The sequence below is a fragment of the Methylomonas fluvii genome (genome assembly GCF_014850975.1).
GTDB lineage: Bacteria > Pseudomonadota > Gammaproteobacteria > Methylococcales > Methylomonadaceae > Methylomonas > Methylomonas fluvii.
The window spans coordinates 1,038,962-1,062,711 of the sequence record NZ_JACXST010000003.1 but is presented as its reverse complement, the minus strand read 5'-3'; the positions used below and the strand labels follow the sequence as shown (position 1 = coordinate 1,062,711).

Here is a 23,750-nt window from a genome sequence, read left to right as displayed (position 1 = left end):
GAGTGGAAAATAGATTTGACCAGCGCTTTTGAATGTAAATGTCCAATCCCCCGAAATCCGGACATTCAAACTGAATGACAGGCCATCGGTCTGTTGCGTAATGATTTTATCTGATGGAGATTTTATCGATGATGAACAAAGCTTTTACACTCAAGACCTTGGGTGGTTTATTTTTGGTTGGCACGGCGGCTTTAGCGACTAATGCTCAAGCGGCGACTGTCGATTTCCAAGGAATGACAGCGGCTACTTATGGTAACGCCAATGAAACAACTGGCGCTTTTATCGGTGGCTGTCCAGATTCCAATTGCTTCGCTCAAAACGGTATCGTAGTGGGTACTGTGGGCGATCCTACTGATTCCGGCGCTCATTATCATCGTCAAGGTACTTCAGGTGATCGCGAAGCGCAGTACCATCCGGATTCCACCGGTCTCTATGTGCGTATGGCTGATCTTTCCAACTTCAGCTTGCAAAATATTTACCTGAACGTAACCAATGGCGAGGCGGGTGGCAATTTCGTGCTGTACGGTTATAGCAATGCTATTAATAACGGCTTGCTGACAGCTGCTGGTGCTACTAGTGGTGGTGCCGGTTCAAGCAGCGACCCAGAAGGCGGTAATACTGCACCTATCGCTAGCTATGTCGTAGCTAACGATGGTACTTTCGATCAGAACGTCACTTTAAGTGACCTGTTGGCTGCCGATTCCGATTGGGGTGATATAGGCGCGTTCTGGCTGACTTTCCAGGGCTTTAATCACAGTCCAACCGTTAATTATGCGTTGGGCAGTTATCCGGATTGGGACATCCGTATTGACGATATTACGCTGGATGCGCCTGTTTCAAGCGTGCCGGTTCCTGGCGCGGTGTGGTTGTTCGGTTCCGCTTTGTTGGGCATGATTGCGCAAGGCCGCAGAAAAGCGATGATTTAAACTGGTTATTTGAAATCCTGCTTGAACTGGAGGGCAAGGCGAGTTCGTCTTGCCCTTCTTTGTTTGTAGCGGAATGGCAGTGGTGGCTATAAAGTAGCCCCTGAAAATGGCTTGCTCGCCGTTACCTGAGGGGGTAAAAATAGGGTAAATGCCAGTAAATCTATGCTGTATATAACATAGATTAATTTATGGAAAATTTACGACCAACAATGCGCTTGTTGGTAAAAAGTAAATTAGACCAAAGTCTTATAATTGTCGCGTTGACTGTGAAAAATATGAAGTCTAATTTGCAAAGGACGTTTTTTGGTCCGCTATTGATCTAACCAAAAACGGCATTATTTTGTTCACAAGTGACTGACCATACTTTCGGTGTTGGTCTTGCATTCGCATCGGCGCTCTTTGGCGCCAATTCCCGTATTTAATTAAGTGATTTAACCTGTTTTTTCTTCCTGGGGTCTGATTATTGTTGGTTAAGGCGAGGCTTTATAAGGCTTTTCGCTATGGCATCGTTTTTGCTAATTCTCGGTTGATGCTTAGCGTAAGGGATCAACAATGACCTTTTTGTCATTAGCAGTCTAGTTCAGTAGTAACTTTTTTTGGACATATTTTTTAGGATAAATCTGATGATAAGAAACACACTTGCCAAAGCTATTTCTTTAGCTATCGCTGGCGGCGCAATAACCCTCGCTGGCGTATCAAATGCTTCAGCCTCCACCACGATGTATAACACCAATAAGCCCATTACCAACGGTAATCCTACCGATGCGGCGGCCTTATCTACCGACGGCTGGACTCGCAATAACAATGGTACTAATACCGGAACCCCTTTGCCTTGGTTGGGAACAGTTGGTGCGGTAAGGCCGTTTGGCTACGAAGGCTTGTCGATTGCGAACTGGGCGGCGCATGTCACGGCTGCGGGAGATTCCTTGGAGATTTCGCAAGCCGATGCCGCGACGCGCTACGGGACTGCATGGGGTCCAGTGGCGGGTACAACGTACTTGGCTAATATCGATACAGCTAAAGGTGCTTGGTTCGATGGCTCTACCGGCTGGGCGCACAATACCGATATAGGCTTGTTCAAATCCGACGTTACCACCGAAGTATCCATCAGGTTAACGCCACTGTTTAATGTTTCCGAGCCCGATAAGTCGTGGAGCAATTTTGGTGTTACGGTTTTTACCGGCATGGATACGGATACATCCAAGGCTACAACCCCCAACTATAGTCACCATGCGGGTTGGAACGAGACCAGTTTTACCGCGGACAACCCCATGGGCACCACCGGCCTAACCTATTTGACGCATGACGCGACCGTAGACGCTACGAACGCATTGGTGTTTACCGCAGTTGCCGGACAGGTTTATTCAATATATCTAGGCGGTAACTCGGGAGAAGGTAACTTTAACCCGCACGCTGGGTATCGATTGAATCTTAGCACTGCCGCTCCAGTCCCGTTGCCTGGTGCTGTTTGGCTATTTGGTAGTGCTTTGGTCGGTTTGCTGGGCTTTGGTAAGCGCAATTCGAGTAAGTTTTCACGGTAAACGCTACTGTTGCAAGAGTGAATTCGCCGCTCTTGCAACGAGACTTGGCGACTTGGCGAGTTGGCTGTTGGTGGCAATGTTGCGGCATACTTGATCAAGCGACGGATAGGATTAATTTAGAGGCAAAAAATGAGATTAACCGATATTGTTATTATGTGTTGTTTGGTCGTGTCGCAGGCAGCAGTTGCCCATGGGCCTATGCCTATGCCGCTGCAACGTGTGCCGGTTCCGCCCGTGCCGGGACTTACCGATGGTCCAAATCCCATTGTTGTGGACAAGAATAAAGCGATCGCTTTAGGTAAAGCGTTATTTTGGGATGTCAATGTCGGCAGTGATGGCATGGCTTGCGGTTCTTGTCATTTCCATGCCGGCGCGGATAGCCGTGTCAAAAATCAAATCAATCCTGGTCAAAAAAGTACTCAAGCCAGCGGGCAAACCTTCGAAGCGTTGCCGACCGGCTTGGGTGGTCCCAATCACGAACTCAGCGTTGCCGACTTTCCGCTACGTCGATATAGCGATCCGCTAAATTCAGCGAGTCAGGTCACCTTTAATTCCGACGATGTAGTGTCTTCGGCAGGTACTTTTAGCGGAACCTTCATTAGTGCATCACAGTTTAGTGGCAATAACGATCAATGCGCCAGAGGCGCTGATCCGGTGTTTCACGTGAATGGTATTGGGACGCGGAGGGTTGAGCCGCGTAACGCGCCAACCGTGATCAACGCGGTTTTTAATCATCGCAATTTTTGGGACGGCAGAGCCAATAACGTGTTTAACGGCAGTAGTCCATGGGGCGACCGTGACCCGACGGCAGGTGTCTGGGAGAAAGTCAATGCGCGGAATGTTCAAAAATCACGCTTACATTTGCTCAATTCTTCGTTGGCCTCACTTGCGGTTGCTCCGCCTTTGAGTGATTCGGAAATGGGATGCCGGCAGCGAGTTTGGCCGGATATCGGAAGAAAGTTATTGTTAAGGCAGCCTCTACAGAACCAAAAGGTTCACAACGAAGATAGTGTGCTTGGTCCATATAGTTTGAGCAGCGCTGGAAATTTGCAGCCGGGCCTCAATACCACTTATAAAGCACTTATCAAGCAAGCTTTTAATCAGAAATACTGGTCTTACAGCGGTATCGGTCCTTTCGGGGGGCGTCCGGGAAGAGCCCCTTACGACCAAATGGAAGCCAATTTTTCGATGTTTTTCGGTATCGCATTACAGTTATACCAAGGCACGTTAATATCGGACCAGGCCCCAATCGATTTGACCGCGCGCGACCCAGATAGTTTGGAGCCTATTTGGACTAACTTAGGGTACGACCAGGAAAAAATTGATACCCTGACACGCGGGTTTGAGGCTTTTACCGGCAACCATTGTCAACTGTGCCATGGTGGGCCGACCTTAAGCATTGCCGCGGTAGCTACCAATGCGAGTTTGGTGACGCCTACGCCCGGCATGAATTACGGACCGCTTAGTCAACCTATTCCTTACGGTCCGAATGCTATCGGTGACGGTGACGGCGGCAGAATCGGCGGTATCACACCAGCCGCGAATGTTGTGACTCGGGACACTACTCGAAATGGCGCTACCAGCTATTACAAATTGATGGACTTGGGTTTTGCCAACACAGGCGTAGCGGACCCGGACTCTGATTTGGGGGTGGATGGCGTGGACGATTTTGGTAATCCTTTGTCATTTACCAAGCAATATGTCCAATACTTGCTCGATAATCCAGCTGGTGTGCTGGACTCGAGTGTGACGACTGTGCAAGCCTGCGACTTTATTAAAGCGTTGGCTGATAACGCGATACCGTTTTTCCGTTGGTTCGGCGTAGCTGACGGAATTATCGCAGATGGTAGCAAAGAGGGGCTGCTGCGAAACCAAAACTGTACCGTTGCCAGCTCGGCCTACATTCCCACAGCCGCTGCGGCTTTAGCGAACTTGACGACAGAGAAAATGAGTATTGCCACCAAGGCTGCGTTTAAAGTCCCAACTTTACGTAACATTGAATTGACTGGGCCCTATATGCACAACGGCAGCATGTCTACTTTGGAGCAAGTCCTTGAGTTTTATTCCAGAAAGGGTAACTTCAACAATGATAACAAGCATATTGTTGTCAATCAGATCGCTCTGTCCGGCCAGCCTGCATCGATACGAGCCGATTTAATTGAGTTTCTGAAAACGCTCACCGATGAACGAGTTCGCTACGACAAGGCGCCGTTCGATCATCCTGAAATTGTCGTACCGCACGGACATGTCGGGGATAATGTCGCCGTGACTCCAGGTAATCCGTTGAACAGCAACCTAGCGATAGAAGAAACCATGACCATACCGGCAGTGGGGGCGAATGGTTTACAAGACCCGATTCGGCCTTTCGATACTTATTTGGCGCCTTAGTTGTAAACAAGGTGTTAAAAATGCGGGCTGGGGCGATCGGATTTTGCGCTAGCCCACATTCAATTTGAACTTTAGATTTTAGGATTTTCAACATGGGATTTGCAAATAACGGAAGCGCTAGATTTTTTTACCCGACGGTAGTCGCAATATTGTCGGTGTTTTACGGGCAGCAGGCTCATGCGGTAAGCGTATTTAGTAATTATGCTACTCTGACGTACAGTCTTTCCTCGAGTGCGGACGGACTCGATATCGACGGATCTTTTGAAATGTTGGGTAGTCCGGACTCTTTCTTGATTGCCGACAATGGTACGGTTACGCCAAGTCACGGTGCCGGTTTGTTTCCTTTAACTCTGGACACACCCTTAAGCTTTTCTGTGAGCGGTCAAGACAATGCCGGTGAGTTTAAGTCGCAGCATTACGGCGTATTCAGTTTGACTTTTTTTAATTCCAGCACGGCTGTAATCAATGTGGATTTAACGCTGAACTATATGCTTCATGCCGCAGTTGCCGGTGAGGCTGCCGACAGCGATGTCTATCTTGACTATTACAACTCCGACTACACTTTCAGCGGTTTCGATAATCTTAACGCTACGCTTTCAGTGCCTTTTTCCGAGCAGTTTACGGTCAATGGCAGTTCTGGAGTATTTAGTTTTTCACTAAATCCCGGTGCATCGGAAACGCTTTCGGCTGACGTTAAAATTACGAGCACTATGCTAGCTTCACCTGTGCCATTGCCGGCCGCGGTTTGGTCGTTTTTAGCGGGCTTACTGGGTGTTTTGGGTTTTAAAAAACGTAAACAGCCCAACATTGCTTAAGTCGCTAGGATAAGCCGATTCATGGTTTGTAGTGCCGGATAGATCACTCTATCCGGAAGTTCCTCACCTGAAAAATAAGCCTGCAAATTCGCCAATACTTTTTCCCCATCGCACAGTACACATCGCAATCGTGGCGCTGCCCAGACGGGGGAGGAGTGCGGCCTTGTCCAGCCCTGTAACGTCCAGACATAGGTAGTCGTCCCTGAAAAAGCCGATATTTTCCGAACACCAGCATTCAGGCCGACAATAAAAACGGCGCGCTCAATGGCCGCGCCAAAATCCGACATGGCGGTCTCCAAAAATGAGGCAAAAAAATCCTCAACTGCCTGAGGATCATACGGATATTGTGGCCAGCACCGCATAAGATGGCATGCATGGCATCGCCCAGTTCGCCTTTCAGGTAATTGCGGCCCAGCAATCCGTCGTTTTTGAGGTGCCCGATGACGGGTTCGATGGCATTGCGGCGTTTGAGGGCGCGTTTGAGTCGCCGGGTGTTTATTCCTCTCTTTTGCCGGGCTTTGTAAATGGTCACGTTCGGGACCTCGACACCACGGTATCCTAAATCCACAAAAGCTTCTTTTGCGCGTGTACCGCTTAGAATCTCCGCCTGTTCCAGACACGATTCCAGGGTGTGTCCATCGTAGGGATTACCGGAAAAGCTGCGGGCGCCGAGCACAAAATTACTTTTGTTGGTGACGGTGATGCCCACTTTGACGCCGAATTCATACTTCTTGTGGACTTTGCCTTTGGAAATGCATTCGACTTCCGTGGCGTGGAAACTGTACAGCTTGTTTTTATCCTGGGGTTGTTGGTTCAAAATCCGTTGGGTTTTCTCTAGCGTCTCTTTAAAAGCCAATTTGACTGCATCGGATTGATCCGTCAATTGGCGCTCGATATCTCGGTAAACCCGACCCACCAAAGTTTTGAGCTGTTTGAGCATTTTGCGTTTGCGCTTCATTTGCTTGGCATGACTGTACCGGTTCGCCATCATCAGCAAATAGGGGGCTTTGCGGTTGTAGTTCTGCCGTAGTGTAATCTCATGCTGCTCAGCCAGACGTACCATGTGCTGGCGACAGCGTTCATACAATTTTCCATCGGTCGGATACGTGATGGCTTTCTCTTGCACCGTGCTATCAACCGTCACCGATTCAAAATCCTGTTTCTTCACGGTCTTGCTGGCTACGCCAGCCTGGATCGTCACCGATAACATCCACTCGCAACCTTCTTCTCCGATCCGTTTTCGCCAATAGGTCAGTGACGTGGGGTGGCAAGGTATCTGGTGTTGGAAATACTCTTCGCCACAAAAATATTGCCAATAGGGATTTTCAAGCCACTGTGCCACGACCGCTTCGTCCGAGCGTGCAAACGCATGTTTGAGGTAATGAAGCCCGGCAATAAGACGCGTTGGCAACGCCGGAGCGCCTTGGTTCTCGGTAAAAAATTCACCGAACGCATCATCCAGTACTTTCCAATCGATCAAATTTGCCAGTTGGTAAAGCTCATGCTTCGGATTCAACAGGTCGGCCAGTGGTGTGTTGAATAGATCGATTTGGCCGCTACTTTCTTGGGATTTTGGCTTCATTTTCGATAAAAATTTGCAAGAAATTAATATCTATTTTACTAATTTCTTGCAATTATTGCCCGTCTTTTTCTTCAATTATTTATTGTGTTTCAATGCTTTAGCCGTGAATTTGTGGCTTTTCAGGGGCGACTATGTTAGGTTACGCCTTCGTAAACGTCCAGGCCGGCGCCGGCGATGCGCTTAGCCATCAAGGGTTTGCTATCGACCACGTCGCCGCGTGAGGCATTTACCACTGATTGCGTCGCATAACGCCGGTATTCCCGTGATGGGGGCAATCCCGAGGCCTCGCAACACTTTGCCAAGGTATTAATGAAAAACAGTAAACCGACGCTGTCGATGCCAATACCCTGGTGGAATATGTCGAGCGCATGGGTTTTGTCGCTTGGACACGACCATCGATCAAACCCTGGCTTTACGCGGGTTTGCTCGTCGTATTGATGCTCTGCCCGGTCAGAAGGCCGCCGCCAAAACCATCTGCACGCCCTGATTGCGACGCAGGAAACCCCGAAGGCGTTGCTGTGCGATGCCAAGCTGGCGACAGTCCATTGGAAAAACGCATTAATGCGTTGGCTGCGGAAGCGATGATTGGGAGTAAGGCTGACTCACTCGGAGCTATCGTGTATTTTGAATTTTTTACCAGCATCACAGGCATTACCCAAACCAGCGCCATTGGAGAAATAGTCAAATCTGGTGTATAGGCAAATTGAATCAGGCGGCGATCTGCTGATTTTCTGCCGCTTTATCCGACTCAGTAATGACGGCAATGCCATCCTGAAACCGAATGCCGTTGATCACATCCGGTAGTTGTTTAAATCCGCGTATCTTGCGCCAACTTTTTTCGGCGGTCAGTGCCAACTGGAACACTAGGCCTAGCAGCGAATTCCGTGACACGCAGTTCTTGGTCCGCGTTGTCCGATGGCGAATGGTCGCAAAGCTCGATTCGATCGGATTGGTGGTGCGGATGTGTACCCAGTGTTCAGCGGGAAAATCGTAAAACGCCAGTAACGATTCACGGTCTTTTTCCAGAATATTGACCGCTTTGGGGTATTTGGCCTCAAAGTCACGCCGGAAGCTGTCAAAGGCTTTGCTGGCATGGTCTTTGGTTTCTGCCAGCCAGATATTTTTCAAGCCAGCCTTGGCTTTAGCCTGAATCGAATCCGGTAATGCAGCCAGCACATTCGCCGTTTTATGCACCCAGCAGCGTTGCGTCCGTGTCTGCGGCCAGGTTTCATTCACCGCCGCCCAGAAACCCAGAGCCCCATCGCCGGTGGCCAGTTTCGGCGCGTCCTGTAAACCGCGAGTCTGCAAATCTTGCAACACGCTCAGCCAGGATGCCTTGGATTCTCGATAGCCATCCGAGAGCGCCAAAAGCCGCTTTTCACCGTGCTCATTGACACCAATGATCACCAACAGACACAAGCGGTCATCTTCGCCGCGCAGGGTCGAATAAATACCGTCGGCCCACACATACACATAGCGCTGATTCGACAAATCCCGCCGATGCTAGGCTTGATAATCCTCGGCCCATTGCGCTTTCAAACGACTGACCACCGCTGGCGACAAGCCTTTCGCCTCTGTGCCCAGCAGGACCGACAAGGCGTCCTGCATGTCACCCGTCGATATACCGCGCAAATACAGCCAGGGCAATGCCGCTTCCACCCGCTTGGCCTTGCGAACATACGGCGGCACTAGCGACGAGTTGAACTTGACCCCGCCGCCAGAACGATCTCGAACCTTGGGGATTTTGACCGTCACGTTACCCACACCCGTCACGATTTCCCGCTCCGGCAAATAGCCATTACGCACCACCGTTTGTCGGCCCCGTAAATCGGTCACCTTGGCATATTCGCCCAGAAACGCTTGTAACTCCGCCTCAACGGCCTGTTGGATCAAGGCCTTAGCGCCCATCTTCAACAAATCTGTCAAAGGGTCGTTGAGCGCACTAGCGCTATCCCACTCTTTTGCATTATCTTTACTCATGGCGTCTCTCATTTTGCTGGTATTCGATCTCGACAATCTCATTTCAGCAGAGGGCGCCACCTTTCTTCAAGTCCGGCTGTACACCAGATTTAGTTATAACTCGCGCCATTGCTTTGATGGGCGAGCTGTTGTTACTACCGTCGAACCTGTCCTAGCGCGAGTGGGTCAGTTTGCCGAGCTAGATCCCAAGGCCTTTGAACCGGGCAAAAGTATGCATAAGAAAATGCCGCCATCCAAAGTGGGTAACAGGCATATTGGTTCGGCATTGTATATGCCGACTCTGAGTGCCAAATAAGATGATCCCCATATCAAAGCTTATTTCCAGCACTTGGTCGACAATTGCAGGAAACCGTTACAAGTCGCCTGCGCTATGATGCGTAAATCACTGCATGCGATTTCACGGCATGTTAAAACACGATCAGCCATTCAATAACACACGGTTTTTAAGTCACTCCGGCACCGATCATCGCTGAGTAAAAAACGATGGAATTTTGTTGACTTGGAATTGAGTATCTAACCCGCTAATAACCATTTCTATCTCTAAGGCATTTGCCGCATTTTGGGGTATTACCCACACCTAAAGTTGATGATTTTGTCTTGCATTTGGATGGCAAATCTCTCTAAGTGTGCTTGAAGGAAGCAAATTTGCACAGCCAATAACTTATAACGGAATGGGCCTGAATATTGCGGCAACTTAGTGGCAAACTTCTGCTGACCAGTTGTATCTGCGTTATATCCATTTATCAAGTTTGTAGCAAAGAAAAAAGTTTCGTTGCGAAGCCCAACAATACCTAAGTTTCACAAGCCTTTAAATCGCCACTGGAAGGGGATGAATATTTAGTTATAGCTATGCATCCCCCATCAAGAGCTGAGCGTAATCAGTAAATAAGGAAAATTTAATGAAAAAATCAAAACATTTAAATGACAATATAAAATCAACGCTAATAGTTGCGAATTTAATATTGTCCGGTAGTCAAGCTTTTGCATCACCGTATACTATTGAAGTCAATCAAACCATAACGGGTTTATCAAGCCCGGGCTTTGATAATATAATAAATCGTGGACTAGTACTTGGTGAAACTGATGATTATTTGCCTGTATTACTAGAAAACTATGGAAGTATTTTTTTGCCGTCAAAAATCACTTGTTCAGGGAAAAAATTGGTCAACTATGCCAAGGGATATATTGCTATCGGCGGATATTTTGATTGTTACAAACAAGGAACCCAAGCGCTGATCGAAAACTCCGGCACCATTGCTATAACTAACGCTGTAGGTGAAAATATCGCCTTAGATCCTCAAACAATTGGTGGACAATTTCGCCCAGCAAAGGACTATATGCCTTGGACATATATATTCTGGGGCAAAATTGATAATAAGGTTACCGGCAAATTCATAATAGACCGCAATAATGGAGTAAATCTATGCCAATCGCAGGGTTCTGAGGCGCCTGAAATAGAAAACCGAGGATATTTTGAGATTGCTCAGGGCAGTACATGCAATTTCATATCCACCAAATCTGGCAGCTACAAGCAATTTGAAGGCGAAACTAAGGTAAACGGCACTTTCGGATCACGTTTACTTGACTTCCAGGGAGGAATTCTGACCGGAACAGGTACGATATTAAAGTTTCCTGAACAATTATGGAACGCCAGTTTTAGTATATCGCCCGGCAATTCCACATCACCTTTCGGTGAATTGACGCTAACCCCTGAAATGGGTTATTCAGTATTCGGTGACGGTACACTGAACTTTGTAATTGGTGGCTTGAACAATAACAGCAAGCTGCACGTTAACGGCGAGGCTTACATTGTTGGTGGCGCCAAAATCGCCATCAGCCTGAAAAATGGCTTTATGCCTAATATAGGCAACAGTTTCACCATAATCACCGCTAACGGCATTGGCACGGATGATTTTAACCAAGCCAACCTGATTTTGCCTCAACTACCAACAGGTCGGCAATGGCATTTTGACAATGATGGCACCAGCCTAAAATTGAGTGTGATTTGATGGTTTCATATGCTTACGAGGTTTGAAACATACCTGTGAGCACCGCTTTAAGCAGTTCACAACATACCCCCCGGGGCTTTGCCGGGGATATACCTTTACCTCACAAGACTAAGTACTCTGATTTTAAGCAACACGATCCGGTATATCTTTTCCTGAGAAATAAGCCTTAAGATTCGCCACCACCTTCTCCCCCATCGCGGTGCGCGTTGCAATCGTGGCGCTGCCCAAGTGGGGGAGGAGCGCGGCGTTTTCCAGCGTCAAAAAGCCCGGATCTATGTTGGGCTCGCCTTCGTAAACATCCAGGCCGGCGCCGGCAATGCGTTTTTCTTGCAAGGCTTTGATCAAGGCCTTGCTGTCCACCACATCGCCGCGCGCGGTATTAACTAAATGTGCGGTGGGTTTCATTAAATTCAAGGTTTTTTCATTGATTAAATGCCGGGTTTCGTTGCCGCCCGGACAATGTAGCGACACGTAATCGCATTGCGGTAATAGTTCTTCCAGGCTGTCGCAACGCTCCGCCTTTAGTTCGTCAACGACGGCGGGGTCGGCCGGACTGGGCTTGAGATACAAGATTTTCATGCCAAAGCCGTGATGCGCTTTGCGCGCCATGGCTTGGGCGATGCGGCCGAATCCGACTAATCCGAGCGTGGCGCCGGTCACGTCGCTGCTCATCATATGGGTCGGGCACCAGCCGGTCCACGCACCGGCGCGCACCAGCCTATCGCCCTCGGCGCCGCGCCGCGCCGACATCAGTAACAAAGTCATCGCAATATCGGCGGTGCTTTGCGTCAACACGCCGGGCGTATTGGTGACGATTAGGCCTTGCTGTCTGGCGGCGGCAATATCGATATGGTTATAACCCACGCCAAAGTTTCCCAGAATTTTGCAGCGCTTGTTCGCGGCATTCAGCACCTCGGCCGGTAGGGAATCGCAAACGCTGGGGCACACCGCATCGTAATTTTGTAAAGCTAACCTAAATTCGTCAGCGCTCAAGGGATGGTCGTCGATATTCAATGTGACGTCGTAAAGCGCTTGTAATTTGGCTTCAACACTTGCCGGCCACCGGCGGCTCAGCAGGACTTTGGGTTTGTTCATTGGATTTCCTATCGTAAAACTTCAGGTACTTTCAGTTTGGAATCGGTTGCGAGCGATTAAGGATCGACGGCCGGGTTTGAGGTGCTTATGCCGCCATTGCCGTGATCACGGTCGTAGGCTTTTAAACGTGCCGCCCGCAGACTATTGATGCTGGCTATGTTTTCATCGTGTTGCTTCAGGGATCTTTGCCGCTGCAGGGCCAGATGTTGGTCTTTTTGCTCTTGTAAGGCCATCGCCATGGCTGGTTTTTGGTATTGCAGTTCGGCTTGGCGTTCGGCGATGTTTTGTTCTTGTGCGCGCGCGTCTGTGTTCAGACGTTTTTCCATTAAATCCAGGCCGCGAGCTTGGTTTTGCAGCTGTTGCTCGGTCAGCATTCTGGCATCATCCAACTGCTGTTGCCTGAGCCTTAATTCCATTTCCGCGCGCTTGGCTGCCTGTTCATTTTGGTATTGAGCGCTAATCTGTTGATTTTCGCGTAACGCCCGCTCTTGCTGGCTGTTTAACAACTCGGCGGCAGCAATAGACTTGTCATTTTGGATGCGCTCTAGTTCGGCTTGTTGTTTGATTTGCTGATGATTGTGATAAAGCCAAGAGCCAATTGGAAATAGCAACAAGGCGGCAATCGCTACTCGTTGCAACCATTGTGATGCGGGGTGGCTGTTAATAGCGGCGGGTGGCGATAGGTCCTGCGGTGGTAAGCGGCTGGCTGCTAATTTTCGATCATAGGCGATGCGCCGATTACTATCGGACAGGATCACAAATGCTTCTCTCGCTCGGTTCAGCGTCTCAATCGCGGAATCGTATTCGCGCTGTGAGCAATGCCGTTCAATATCCTTGAAAGCGCGATGGATTTGCTGGTCGTTGGCGGACTCGGGTATGTTTAACAGTTGATATAAGGATTTTGCCATGCGTACATCTCCCAACGCTTTGTCGTCTAATGATCGGGAGATAGTGGACTAGCCCCTGAAAATGCCGGTGCTGAATAAAGCACCGGCGGGGCGACTATAAAGAATTGAAATTCACAGTGCAAACGTCCGGTAAAAATTTAATCGGTGACGATTGCCAGCTTTTCTTGATTTCTACGCAGCATCGCTAAGGAACCCAGCATGCAACCCAATACAAACCAGGTTAACGTGGCGAGGGGCATTGCTGATAAGGACTTTTCGCTATCCGCTGTAACGGATTGCTGGCCGGGTTGAAAGTCCGCGGTTTTTTCCAGTAGGAACTGGTAACCAATGTCGGGGATAAATGACCAAGCGCCGCTACTGATGGCGGGATAGTTCATCACGGACCAGTTCACTGCTCCAATCTCGCGAGCTTCGCTGGTGTTTTCTCGATTTAATCCTGATGCGTAAATGGCTTCCATAACGCAAGTGTTGATCTCGTTGGCGCTATGGTTGCCGGTTAAACTGCTGGGTAGCCAGCACAGGCCTGGTGCTAACAGGTCGGGACTTGCTGCCAAGCTAATCTGAGTGGCATTGTTTAGCAATGTTTGGCGGTGGATTTCAGGTGGCTCGTGTTCATGAAGTTCCGCATGAGCAGGAGCGATCAGTGCTGCTAACAGTAATAGGCGGTGTCTCATGATTTTCTCCTTTGGCTTTGGAGTCAGAAGATAACTCATAAAAATATTAAGCAATAGCAATGCCTTTTTTTAAAAAAGCTTTTATTTTAACTATTTACTGATATTTGTCGTTATTTTTGGTGTAAAAAATCAGGTGTTTTTGATGTGGAATGGTGCAAAAGATGGTTGCTTTTGGTGCTTAGTGCACAAAACAAGGCTGCTTGTCTCGTGTTCTAAAGTACAGGAAAGCGGTATATCAGCCTGTTTTGGGATGTGATAAGGACTAGGGCTTAGGGGGAACTTGCTGATCGAATGACGGGTTGCCTGTTAGCAGGCCACCCGTCAAATCTAGGGGGTGTTATTTCGCCGTAGAGCGGTAATACTCGATGGCTGCAGCTACGCCGCTACCGGCTTTGATGTCAAAGCCATGATCCAGCATAGCCATTTCCACACCGGCAATCGCACCCAACAAGGAAACATCGTTCATATCGCCAACGTGGCCGATGCGGAACACTTTGCCGGCAACTTCGCTCAAGCCAGCGCCCAGCGAGATGTTGTATTTGTTGTACGCGGTGCTGATGACTTGGCGGGCATCTTTGTCGGCCGGCACCACGATGGCGGTGACGGTATCGGAATCCCAGCCTGCTTGCGCGCAAGTTTGCAAGCCCCAGGCTGCAACCGCGCGGCGCACGCCTTCGCCCAGGCGATGGTGGCGGGCGTAAACATTCTCCATGCCTTCTTCCAACAACAATTCCAAGGCTTTGCGCAAGCCGTACAGCATTGGGGTGGAAGGGGTATATGGGGTGTAGCCGTCTTTATTGGAGGCTGCCATGTCTTTCAATGAGAAGAAAGAACGCGGGAAGTTGCTGTTATCGACAGCGGCCAAGGCTTTTTGGCTGAAACCCAAAATCGCCAAGCCAGCAGGCAACATAAAGCCTTTTTGTGAGCCGGCAATGCTGGCATCCACACCCCATTCATCTTGACGAAAATCCAGGCTGCCGATTGAGCTGACGCCGTCGACGAACAAAAATGCCGGGTGGCTTGCTGCGTCCAATGCTTTACGTACGCCAGGAATATCACTGGTGACGCCAGTAGAAGTCTCGTTATGTGTCGCGAGTATGGCTTTGATTTCGTGGTTTTTATCTTCGTTAAGACGCGCCTGCAAATGATCCAAAGGAATGCCTTTGCCCCATTCGACTTGGTGGATTTCCACGTCAAAACCCAGTTTTTTTGAAGCTTCCGCCCACAAGTGGCCGAATTGGCCAAAGCGGTAAATCAACACTTTGTCGCCTTGGTTCAGGCAGTTGGTCATCGCCACTTCCCAGCCGGCGGTACCGGTGGCTGGGAACACAAAGCATTGGCCGGTTTCGGTGCGGAACACTTTTTTCAGGTCTTCCAGAATTGGAGCCAGCAATTTAGGAAAAATCGGCGAACGGTGATCTTCCATCGGCACATGCATCGCGCTCAGAATTTCATGTGGGGTATTGGTTGGCCCTGGAACAAATAGGTGATTGCGACCTGCCATCTGGTGTCTCCTTGGAATTTTGGAAGCTTAGAAAATCGCCGGATGTTGCCACAGAAGCCGTGATTCGGCAAGTCGTTTACTGGCGCAAACCTGCATCGAAGCTGACAAGCGCAATTGACATTGCAGGCCCTGAAAGTAAAATGTCACGTTCTTTAATCCATACACGGCGCGGTTTTTTAGCCGGCCAACCAACCGTAGGAAACATACATGAGTCACACTCTTTACGAAGCCAATGCCCAACGCGTGCAACGTTGCGAATTGGCGGTCCCGGGCTCCAGTCCGGAAATGTTCGAAAAAGCCCTGAAAAGCGGTGTGGACTTTGTGTTTCTCGATCTGGAAGACGCCGTTGCGCCGGATGACAAATTGCAAGCGCGGAAAAACGTGATCCAGGCCATTAACGATCTGGACTGGAAAGGTAACGGCATAACCCTGTCTGTGCGTATCAACGGTCTGGATACCCAGTACATGGTGCGCGATGTGGTTGACTTGGTCGAACAAGCTGGCGCAAAAATTGACACGCTGCTGATTCCTAAAGTCGGCGTCTACGGCGACGTGTATATGGTTGATGCCATGCTGACCCAGCTGGAAATGCAGGAAGGGCTGAAAAACAAAATCGGCATCGAATGTCTGATTGAAACCGCTCTGGGCATGGCCAACGTCGAAGACATCGCCAAGCAAGGCGCTATTGGCGGCCGCGTGGAAGCCCTGCATTTCGGCGTTGCTGATTATGCCGCCAGCAACCGGGCTCGCACCGTGAATATTGGTGGCTTAAATCCTGATTATCCCGGCGACCAATGGCATGCGGCGATCAGCCGGATGACGGTAGCCTGCCGCGCCTATGGCCTGCGTCCTATCGACGGCCCATTCGGCGACATCAAAGACCCGGAAGGCTACAAAGCCGGTGCCCGCCGTGCGGCTGCTTTGGGTTGCGAAGGTAAATGGGCGATTCATCCCTCACAAATTGCGTTGGCTAACGAAGTCTTCACCCCCCCAGCGGCGGAAGTCGAAAAAGCCAAGCGCATCCTGGCGGCCTTGCAAGAAGCCGCCGCGCAAGGTAAAGGCGCGGCCGCGCTGGATGGTCGTTTGATCGATGCCGCTTCCGAGCGCATGGCGAATAATATCGTCCGTGCCGCTGAAGCGATTGCCGCTAAAACCAAATAATTTCAATTATGTAGTTTGGGTTCACCCTAGGGCGTAAAAGCCGACAGGCGTAACCCAATACGACGGCTTGCAATCTTGGGTTAGGCTTCGCTTTTATGCCCTGCGGGTAAACCCAAGCTACATTTTTTAATTTAAGAGAGACATGCATGGACATTCATGAGTACCAAGCAAAACAGCTATTGGCCGATTATGGCGTGAAAATAGCGGATGGCGGTCTGGCCTACAGCCCGGAAGATGCGGTGCAGCGCGCCCGCGAAATCGGTGGCCACGTTTGGGTGGTTAAGGCCCAAATTCATTCCGGCGCCCGCGGCAAAGCCGGCGGTATCAAAGTTTGCAAGACCCACGACGAAGTCAGCGACGCTGCCGAATCCTTGTTGGGTAAAAAACTGGTGACTCACCAAACCGGTCCGGCTGGCAAACAATGCTTGCGGCTATATGTGGAGGCCGGCACCGACATCGCCAAGGAATTGTATTTCAGCCTGCTGATCGATCGCGCTCAGGAACGCATCGTCATGGTCGGTTCCGCGCAAGGCGGCATGGAGATCGAGGAACTGGCGGAAAACAATCCGGATGCGATTAAAAAGATCTATATCGAACCGGCCGTTGGTTTGCAGGATTTTCAAGCGCGTGAAATGGGTTTTGCCTTGGGTTTGCATGCCGACCTGATTCCACAAGCCGTGAAACTAATTCAAGGCTGCTACCGCGCCATGCGTGAGCTGGACGCCAATATGGTCGAAATTAATCCTTTGGTGATCACCGGCCATGATGAATTGATCGCGCTCGACGCCAAAATGGGCTTTGACGACAACGCCTTGTTCCGCCGCCAAAAAATCTCCGAATTGCGCGACAAAACGCAAGAAGACCCCCGCGAAATGGCGGCCGCTGACCGTGGCTTGAGCTACGTCGGTCTGGACGGCGACATCGGTTGTATGATCAATGGTGCCGGCTTGGCGATGGCCACCATGGACATGATTAAACTGGCGGGCGGCGAGCCGGCCAACTTCCTGGACGTCGGCGGCGGTGCGTCGGCCGAACGTACCGAAAAAGCCTTCCGGATGGTATTGCAGGATAAAAACGTCAAAGCCATGTTGGTCAACATTTTTGCCGGTATCAACCGTTGCGACTGGATTGCCGAGGGTGTGGTGCATGCGGTGAAGAAAATCGACATGCAGGTGCCGCTGGTCGTGCGCCTGTCGGGTACCAACGTCGAGGAAGGCCGCAGAATCATCGAGGAAAGCGGTTTGCCCATCATCACGGCAAATACCTTGGCGGAAGCCGCCGAGAAAGCGGTCGAAGCCCGTAACAAAGTCGTAGCCGGTCGCTACCAGCCTCCTGCTTCACGCGACACTGTTACATCCCTGTAAGGCGCGCAAAGGTTAAGGAACAAACATGGCAATTTTTATCGATCAAAACACTCGTATCATCGTCCAAGGTTTCACCGGCAAGATCGGTACCTTTCACGCCCAGGAGATGATCGACTACGGCTCTAACGTGGTTGGCGGCGTTACTCCGGGTAAGGGCGGACAAAAACATCTGGACCGGCCGGTATTCAATACCGTCAAGGATGCTGTCGAACAAGCCGGCGCCGAAGCCAGCATCGTGTTCGTGCCGCCGGCTTATGCCGCCGACTCGATCATGGAAGCCGCCGAAGCCGGCATCAAATACTGCGTGTCGATTACCGACGGTATCCCGACTCAGGACATGATGAAAGTCAAAATCTTCCTGAGCAAATTTCCCAAGGAAAAACGCATGGTGTTGACCGGCCCTAACTGCGCCGGCACCATCAGTCCAGGCAAATCCATGCTGGGTATCATGCCGGGGCATATCTACATACCCGGCAATGTCGGCATCGTCGGCCGTTCCGGCACCTTGGGTTACGAAGCGGCCGATCAAATGAAAGCCTTAGGGATAGGCGTATCGACATCGGTTGGTATCGGCGGCGACCCGATCAACGGCAGCTCGCACCGCGACATTCTGGAAAAGTTCGAGCAAGACCCGGAGACCAAAGTCGTGGTCATGATCGGCGAAATTGGCGGACCGCAAGAAGTGGAAGCCGGTATGTTTGCCAAAGAACATATGACTAAACCCGTGGTGGCCTACATCGCCGGTTTGACCGCGCCCAAAGGCCGCCGCATGGGTCATGCCGGCGCGATTATTTCTTCGGTTGGCGAGTCGGCGGCGGAGAAAGTTGAAATGCTGAAAGAGTTGGGCGTGATTATCGCCCCAACACCTGCGGCCATGGGCGAAACCGTGGCCAAGGTATTGGCAGGGCTGTAAGCCATCCGCTCTAAAAAAAGCCCGCTTCGGCGGGCTTTTTTGTGCCTGTTGAGTTGAGATTCTTTAGCTTGCCCTGTCAAGCTGGTAACATCCCCTCTTTTGCCGTTTTGCCGGAATCATGCAATCTTCTCGTTTAGTCGAACGCCTTAAAACTTATCGAACATTAACCCCAGAGCAACAGGTTATTATGAAGTTGCTGGCGGTTTATTACGGCTATAGTTCGCTGGTCAATTTAGCTAAATGCCTGGGCAGTTTGGGTATCAGGGAAGGCGAGAAAACGCTTAAGTCGGAAGCTGTCAAAGCCCGGTTAAAGCCGCTGATCAAAGCCGGCTTGCTGGAAGAAAACCTCAAATCCGGTGGCACCCGGTGCTGTCGAACCCTGGCGGAAGTGCTGACGCGGCAAGCGGTCGAAGACAAAGAGTTTGATTTATTCGCCGGCGCCGTACAAATGAACAATCCGCCCGGCCATGGCTACTATCGCTATAGCACCTTGGACGATTGCATCCGCGAAGCGCGCATCCAGTTTTATCGCGGCGATTACGCCAGAGTAGACGAATGTCTGGAATCCGGCGCCCACTATTTGGGCAAACTGCCACCGGTTAACGAACTTTATCTGTCGTGGTTTTTAAACCCCTTGGATGTCGCGTGGTTTACTACGCATCATCCGCAGTTATTGCTCGGGCTGGCCGGGTTTTCGGGCTTACATCAACTGCTGTATCTGTATGCCGACGAAAAATTGGATGATTTTTTACAGCAGTTATTGTTTGTTAGCCAGGGTGTGCAGCAAGAATTGTTGAACCGCGTCGCTTTGGAATTACGCTTGCTGCGAGGTGACTGGGACGCAGTCGAGCAACGGGTGGCGGATCAAAATGATCCGGAGCTGCAAGCGCTTGCTGCGACATCGATTTTTCTGCGCGGCGATTACGCGGCAGCGGTCCACCGATTCGAAGGCGCTTTGGCACAGCTGCGCAAGGTTTCCGGACAACGCACTGCCTATTTTTATGGCTTGGCAGGGGTGTTTTACCCGCTGGCTATCCTGAAAAATAATGACGCCAAACAACGCGCAAAACTCAGCACACTAATTAATCAAGCTATTAAAGCCGACAATTATTGGTTGGGTATTTATCATCAGTTGGCCTTGTTCCAGCGTTTTTTACAAGGCGACTTGTCGTTGCGGGAGCAACTGTTAAACACCGATTTGACCTATAAAATCAGTAGCGGCTATCGGGAAAGCGGCTACCCGGACACCTTGCTCACCCCGCCATTACTGCTGCATGTGTTTTTAACCCTGATCAAATTTTGGGTTAAAGCCGATCAATTCAATCATGTCACTCCCCTTAGTCAAAAGCTGTACCGGCATCTGCTGGACAACGGCTATCGTTGGCCGGCTGCGGAATTGGCCAAGATCTTTACCCATATAGAGCCGCCGCGTTCTCTGCAATGGGATTGCAGCTTTTTCGATGGCCGGCCGGCGTTGGCTGATTTGTTCGCCAGCCGCCCCGATTGGGACTTGGCATTGGACGCGTTACTAAACTTGCCCAAGGCCGAAAAAAAAGCCGACACCGCCGGGCCTATCGACAAGCCTACGCGCTTGGTCTGGTTGCTGAGTTACGACGATATTAGCCATCATCTGGACATAGAGCCGCGCGAACAAAAACAACAAGCCAAAGGCGGCTGGAGTAAGGGTAGGGCGATTGCCTTGAAACGGTTGGCGCACGAAACCAACAAGTTTGACTATTTAACCGAACAGGACATTAAGCTGTGCGCGCATATCAAGGAATACCGCGATAGCGGCTGGTACGGCAGCGGCACTTATTTTGAGTTCGACAACAGCATGCCGCAGGCCCTGCTGGGTCACCCTTTATTGTTTTGGGCCGATGCGTCCGAAGTGCGGGTGGATGTGGTCAAGGGCGAAGCCGAACTGCGAGTGAAAAAGCTGGAAGGTAGCGACAAGATCAAAATCAGCCTGGAACCCGTGCCCGGACATGAACAAAAATTCTATGTCGCCAAGGAAACGCCCACGCGCTTGCGTGTGCTAGAGTTCACCGGCGACCATCATAAAATTTTTGCGGTATTGGGCAGCAAGGGCCTGGAAGTGCCGGTGTCGGCGCAAGACCGGGTTTTGCAAACTCTGACCAGTATTTCCGGCTTGTTGACCGTGCATTCGGATATCGGCGGCAGTTCCAGCAGCGCCGAGCAAGTCCAGGCCGACGCCACCCCGCGCGTGCATTTATTACCCTGGGGCGAAGGCCTGCGCGTGGCGATGCTGATCCGGCCGTTCGCCAGCGGTGGCGCCTATTATCAACCTGGGCATGGTGGCGAAAGCGTGTTGGCCGAAATCGACGGACGCCATTGCCAGGCCAAACGCGACTTGGCTTTGGAAAAACAGCGTGCGCAAGCTGTTTTGCAGGCCTGCGATGTGTTGGAGCAGGCGGAACGCGATGGCGCCGGCGATTATTTGCTGGATCAGCCGGAACAATGTCTGGAACTACTGTTGCAATTACAGGCGTTGCCGGCCGAACAAGCCGTATTGGAATGGCCGGAAGGCGTCCGATTTCGGTTGTTGGGGCAAACCAACGGCAGCGGCTTTAGCATGCAAATCAAGCGCGACAACGATTGGTTTGCCTTGCAAGGCGAGTTGCAGGTCAATGAAGATACCGTCATCGAAATCCAGCAATTACTGGGTTTATTGAACAACCGTGAAGGCCGCTTCTTGAAATTGCAGGACGGTCAGTTCATTGCTTTGACCGAAGAGTTTCGCCGCCGCCTCGACGATTTACGCGCCTACGCGGATCTGCACGGCAAGAAAGTCCGGATCAATCCGTTGGCTGCCCTGACTCTGGAAGACTGGCAGGACGACGCCGGTTTCAAAGCCGATAAACATTGGCAAGCACACATGCAGCGCCTGCAAGAGTCGCGAGACTATCAGCCTAAAGTGCCGTCTACTTTTCAAGCCGAGTTGCGCGACTATCAAATGGATGGCTATCGCTGGTTGGCGCGTCTGGCTCGCTGGGGCGTTGGCGCGTGTCTGGCGGATGATATGGGCTTGGGCAAGACCGTGCAAGGTTTGGCCCTGCTGGTTGACCGCGCACCGAACGGCCCCAGCCTGATCGTCGCACCGACTTCGGTGTGCATGAACTGGGAAAACGAAGCCAGCCGTTTTGCGCCGACCCTGCATCCGCAAATTCTCGGTAGCGGTGATCGCCAGCGCTTGCTGGATAACCTGGGGCCTTACGATTTACTGATTTGCAGTTACGGCTTGCTGCAACAGGAACAAGTCGCCGAGATGTTAGCGAAAATCCAATTCCAGACCGTGATTCTCGACGAAGCGCAATGGATTAAAAACATTGCTACTCGCCGCTCGCAGGGGGCGATGAATCTGCAAGCCGAGTTTAAACTGATCATGACCGGCACGCCCTTGGAAAACCATCTGGGAGAACTGTGGAATTTGTTCAGGTTCATCAATCCCGGTTTATTGGGCTCGTTGGAACAATTCAATCAACGCTTTGCCGGCCCTATCGAACGTGACCGCAGCGCCGAGGCCCGTTTTCAACTGAAGAAACTGATCCAGCCGTTTATTCTGCGCCGCACCAAAACCCAGGTATTGCAGGAGCTGCCACCCCGCACCGAAATCCCGATTTATGTCGAGCTGAGCAGCGAGGAAATGGCCTTCTACGAAGCCTTGCGCCGGGACAGTCTGGCGGCATTGACTAGCGCCGATGCACCTGCCGGGCAAAAACAATTACAGATTCTGGCGGCCATCAGCAAATTGCGCCGCAGTTGCTGCAACACCTTGCTGGCGAATGCGGCAGTGGCTTTGCCCAGCAGCAAGCTGGCGGCGTTTGGCGACATCGTCGACGAATTGCTGGATAACAAACACAAGGCCCTGGTGTTCAGCCAGTTTGTCGACCATTTGCAATTGATTAAAAACTATATCGAGCAGCGCGGCATTCGTTATCAATATCTGGACGGCAGTACGCCAGCCAAAGAGCGCCAGCAACGGGTAGACGCGTTTCAGCGCGGCGAGGGCGAATTGTTTTTGATCAGTTTGAAGGCCGGTGGCGTGGGTTTAAATCTGACCGCCGCCGATTATGTGATTCATATGGACCCGTGGTGGAATCCGGCCGTGGAAGACCAGGCCTCGGACCGGGCGCATCGCATGGGCCAACAACGGCCGGTGACGATTTACCGGATGATCGCCAAAAATACCATAGAGGAAAAAATCGTCGCATTGCACAGCCATAAACGCGATTTGGCCGACAGCTTGCTGGATGGCGCTGATATTAGCGGCAAAGTGTCGGCTGATGAACTGCTGAACTTGATGAAAGGCGAAACTTAAACAGGCAACGATCCGGCTACTCGGGGATTTTTTTAAACCATGTCATTTTAAAATACGCCGCGAATACGGAGACCCAAGCTTTTGATTTTACTGCGCTCCCGCATTCGCGGGAACGCCGAACCGGGCTGAATTGCGCTGGGTTTTAATCCCGTCTTAAATTATGCTTCTTGCGGGCAATATTGCGGCTGGCTTTGTTTTGTTGATGGGTCAGTCTGGCTCGTTCTCCGGCGGTGACCACGCCGTCGGCTTTCGCGGCTGCTTCTTGACGCTCTATGCGCATTTGTTGGTGTTCCAAACGGTTGGCTTCGCGGTTGGTCAAGGCGCCGGAAGCCTCGCCCTGCTCGATTCGTCTTTCCTGATTTTCCTGGCGCTGGTCGATGCGCGGGGTTTCGATGCCGGCGAAGCAAGGTTGCGCCAAGCCAAAAAATGCCAGCAACGCGCCCGATAGTAAAAATCTGTTGATGTTATTCATGTGTGCCTCGGTAATGTCGTTATTAGGTTGCCAACGTTTTTAAACCGCTGGCGAAGTCATTTTAGCCGGCAATATTAAG

The 23,750-nt window shown here is 50.9% G+C and carries 18 protein-coding genes and 1 pseudogene; 10 read left to right on the top strand and 9 right to left on the bottom strand.

Features of this window, described 5'->3' with window-relative positions; genetic code table 11:
• Positions 1 to 128 precede the first annotated feature (128 nt).
• The 4 genes from EBB_RS22395 to EBB_RS22380 all read left to right on the top strand — a co-directional run bounded on the left by EBB_RS22395 (position 129) and on the right by EBB_RS22380 (position 5,670).
• Entirely contained in the window at positions 129 to 926 is a 798-nt protein-coding gene (locus tag EBB_RS22395) for a hypothetical protein (RefSeq protein WP_192395885.1), read from the top strand.
• A gap of 623 nt (positions 927 to 1,549) precedes the next feature.
• Positions 1,550 to 2,467: a hypothetical protein gene (locus EBB_RS22390; protein WP_192395884.1), complete on the top strand. Its 918-nt coding sequence runs from the start codon at positions 1,550 to 1,552 to the stop codon at positions 2,465 to 2,467.
• A 129-nt stretch (positions 2,468 to 2,596) separates the two neighbouring features.
• On the top strand, positions 2,597 to 4,855 hold the full coding sequence (locus tag EBB_RS26570) for a cytochrome c peroxidase (protein WP_192395883.1): 2,259 nt from the start codon (positions 2,597 to 2,599) through the stop codon (positions 4,853 to 4,855).
• 92 nt (positions 4,856 to 4,947) lie between these two features.
• Entirely contained in the window at positions 4,948 to 5,670 is a 723-nt protein-coding gene (locus tag EBB_RS22380) for a VPLPA-CTERM sorting domain-containing protein (protein ID WP_192395882.1), read from the top strand.
• On the opposite strand, the gene EBB_RS22375 is transcribed toward EBB_RS22380, so the two are convergent.
• From EBB_RS22375 to EBB_RS22365, 3 genes are all read right to left on the bottom strand, one after another.
• Positions 5,667 to 5,957, bottom strand: coding sequence for a hypothetical protein (locus EBB_RS22375; RefSeq protein ID WP_192395881.1), 291 nt, complete (start codon positions 5,955 to 5,957; stop codon positions 5,667 to 5,669). The two genes, EBB_RS22380 and EBB_RS22375, sit on opposite strands and share 4 nt — an antisense overlap.
• Complete coding sequence (locus EBB_RS22370; protein ID WP_225587194.1) at positions 5,906 to 7,252, bottom strand: IS5 family transposase; 1,347 nt, start codon at positions 7,250 to 7,252, stop codon at positions 5,906 to 5,908. The genes EBB_RS22375 and EBB_RS22370 overlap by 52 nt, the downstream gene beginning before the upstream one ends.
• A gap of 134 nt (positions 7,253 to 7,386) precedes the next feature.
• Positions 7,387 to 7,782 (bottom strand): hypothetical protein, encoded by a 396-nt coding sequence (locus tag EBB_RS22365; RefSeq protein WP_192396470.1) that lies wholly within the window; start codon positions 7,780 to 7,782, stop codon positions 7,387 to 7,389.
• Positions 7,783 to 7,797: 15 nt separating this feature from the next.
• On the opposite strand from EBB_RS22365, the gene EBB_RS22360 reads away from it, so the two are divergent.
• Positions 7,798 to 7,950, top strand: coding sequence for a hypothetical protein (locus EBB_RS22360; protein WP_192395880.1), 153 nt, complete (start codon positions 7,798 to 7,800; stop codon positions 7,948 to 7,950).
• A 10-nt stretch (positions 7,951 to 7,960) separates the two neighbouring features.
• Here the strand turns inward: EBB_RS22360 and EBB_RS22355 are convergent.
• A pseudogene (locus tag EBB_RS22355) lies at positions 7,961 to 9,232 on the bottom strand (IS256 family transposase).
• Between the two features lie 899 nt (positions 9,233 to 10,131).
• Between EBB_RS22355 and EBB_RS22345 the strand changes: the two are divergent.
• Positions 10,132 to 11,241 (top strand): hypothetical protein, encoded by a 1,110-nt coding sequence (locus EBB_RS22345; protein ID WP_192395878.1) that lies wholly within the window; start codon positions 10,132 to 10,134, stop codon positions 11,239 to 11,241.
• 123 nt (positions 11,242 to 11,364) lie between these two features.
• On the opposite strand, the gene EBB_RS22340 is transcribed toward EBB_RS22345, so the two are convergent.
• The 4 genes from EBB_RS22340 to EBB_RS22325 all read right to left on the bottom strand — a co-directional run bounded on the left by EBB_RS22340 (position 11,365) and on the right by EBB_RS22325 (position 15,422).
• Complete coding sequence (locus EBB_RS22340; protein WP_192395877.1) at positions 11,365 to 12,336, bottom strand: 2-hydroxyacid dehydrogenase; 972 nt, start codon at positions 12,334 to 12,336, stop codon at positions 11,365 to 11,367.
• A 56-nt stretch (positions 12,337 to 12,392) separates the two neighbouring features.
• On the bottom strand, positions 12,393 to 13,244 hold the full coding sequence (locus EBB_RS22335; protein WP_192395876.1) for a hypothetical protein: 852 nt from the start codon (positions 13,242 to 13,244) through the stop codon (positions 12,393 to 12,395).
• A 137-nt stretch (positions 13,245 to 13,381) separates the two neighbouring features.
• Positions 13,382 to 13,918, bottom strand: a complete 537-nt coding sequence (locus tag EBB_RS22330) for a hypothetical protein (RefSeq protein WP_192395875.1) — start codon at positions 13,916 to 13,918, stop codon at positions 13,382 to 13,384.
• A 337-nt stretch (positions 13,919 to 14,255) separates the two neighbouring features.
• Positions 14,256 to 15,422: an aminotransferase class V-fold PLP-dependent enzyme gene (locus EBB_RS22325; RefSeq protein ID WP_192395874.1), complete on the bottom strand. Its 1,167-nt coding sequence runs from the start codon at positions 15,420 to 15,422 to the stop codon at positions 14,256 to 14,258.
• 207 nt (positions 15,423 to 15,629) lie between these two features.
• On the opposite strand from EBB_RS22325, the gene EBB_RS22320 reads away from it, so the two are divergent.
• The 4 genes from EBB_RS22320 to EBB_RS22305 all read left to right on the top strand — a co-directional run bounded on the left by EBB_RS22320 (position 15,630) and on the right by EBB_RS22305 (position 23,199).
• Positions 15,630 to 16,583: an HpcH/HpaI aldolase/citrate lyase family protein gene (locus EBB_RS22320; RefSeq protein ID WP_192395873.1), complete on the top strand. Its 954-nt coding sequence runs from the start codon at positions 15,630 to 15,632 to the stop codon at positions 16,581 to 16,583.
• A 146-nt stretch (positions 16,584 to 16,729) separates the two neighbouring features.
• Positions 16,730 to 17,947: a malate--CoA ligase subunit beta gene (locus tag EBB_RS22315; protein ID WP_192395872.1), complete on the top strand. Its 1,218-nt coding sequence runs from the start codon at positions 16,730 to 16,732 to the stop codon at positions 17,945 to 17,947.
• Positions 17,948 to 17,972: 25 nt separating this feature from the next.
• Complete coding sequence (gene sucD, locus EBB_RS22310; RefSeq protein ID WP_192395871.1) at positions 17,973 to 18,860, top strand: succinate--CoA ligase subunit alpha; 888 nt, start codon at positions 17,973 to 17,975, stop codon at positions 18,858 to 18,860.
• A 118-nt stretch (positions 18,861 to 18,978) separates the two neighbouring features.
• Positions 18,979 to 23,199, top strand: a complete 4,221-nt coding sequence (locus EBB_RS22305) for a DEAD/DEAH box helicase (protein WP_192395870.1) — start codon at positions 18,979 to 18,981, stop codon at positions 23,197 to 23,199.
• 142 nt (positions 23,200 to 23,341) lie between these two features.
• Here the strand turns inward: EBB_RS22305 and EBB_RS22300 are convergent, their stop codons facing one another.
• On the bottom strand, positions 23,342 to 23,671 hold the full coding sequence (locus EBB_RS22300) for a hypothetical protein (RefSeq protein WP_192395869.1): 330 nt from the start codon (positions 23,669 to 23,671) through the stop codon (positions 23,342 to 23,344).
• Positions 23,672 to 23,750 lie beyond the last annotated feature (79 nt).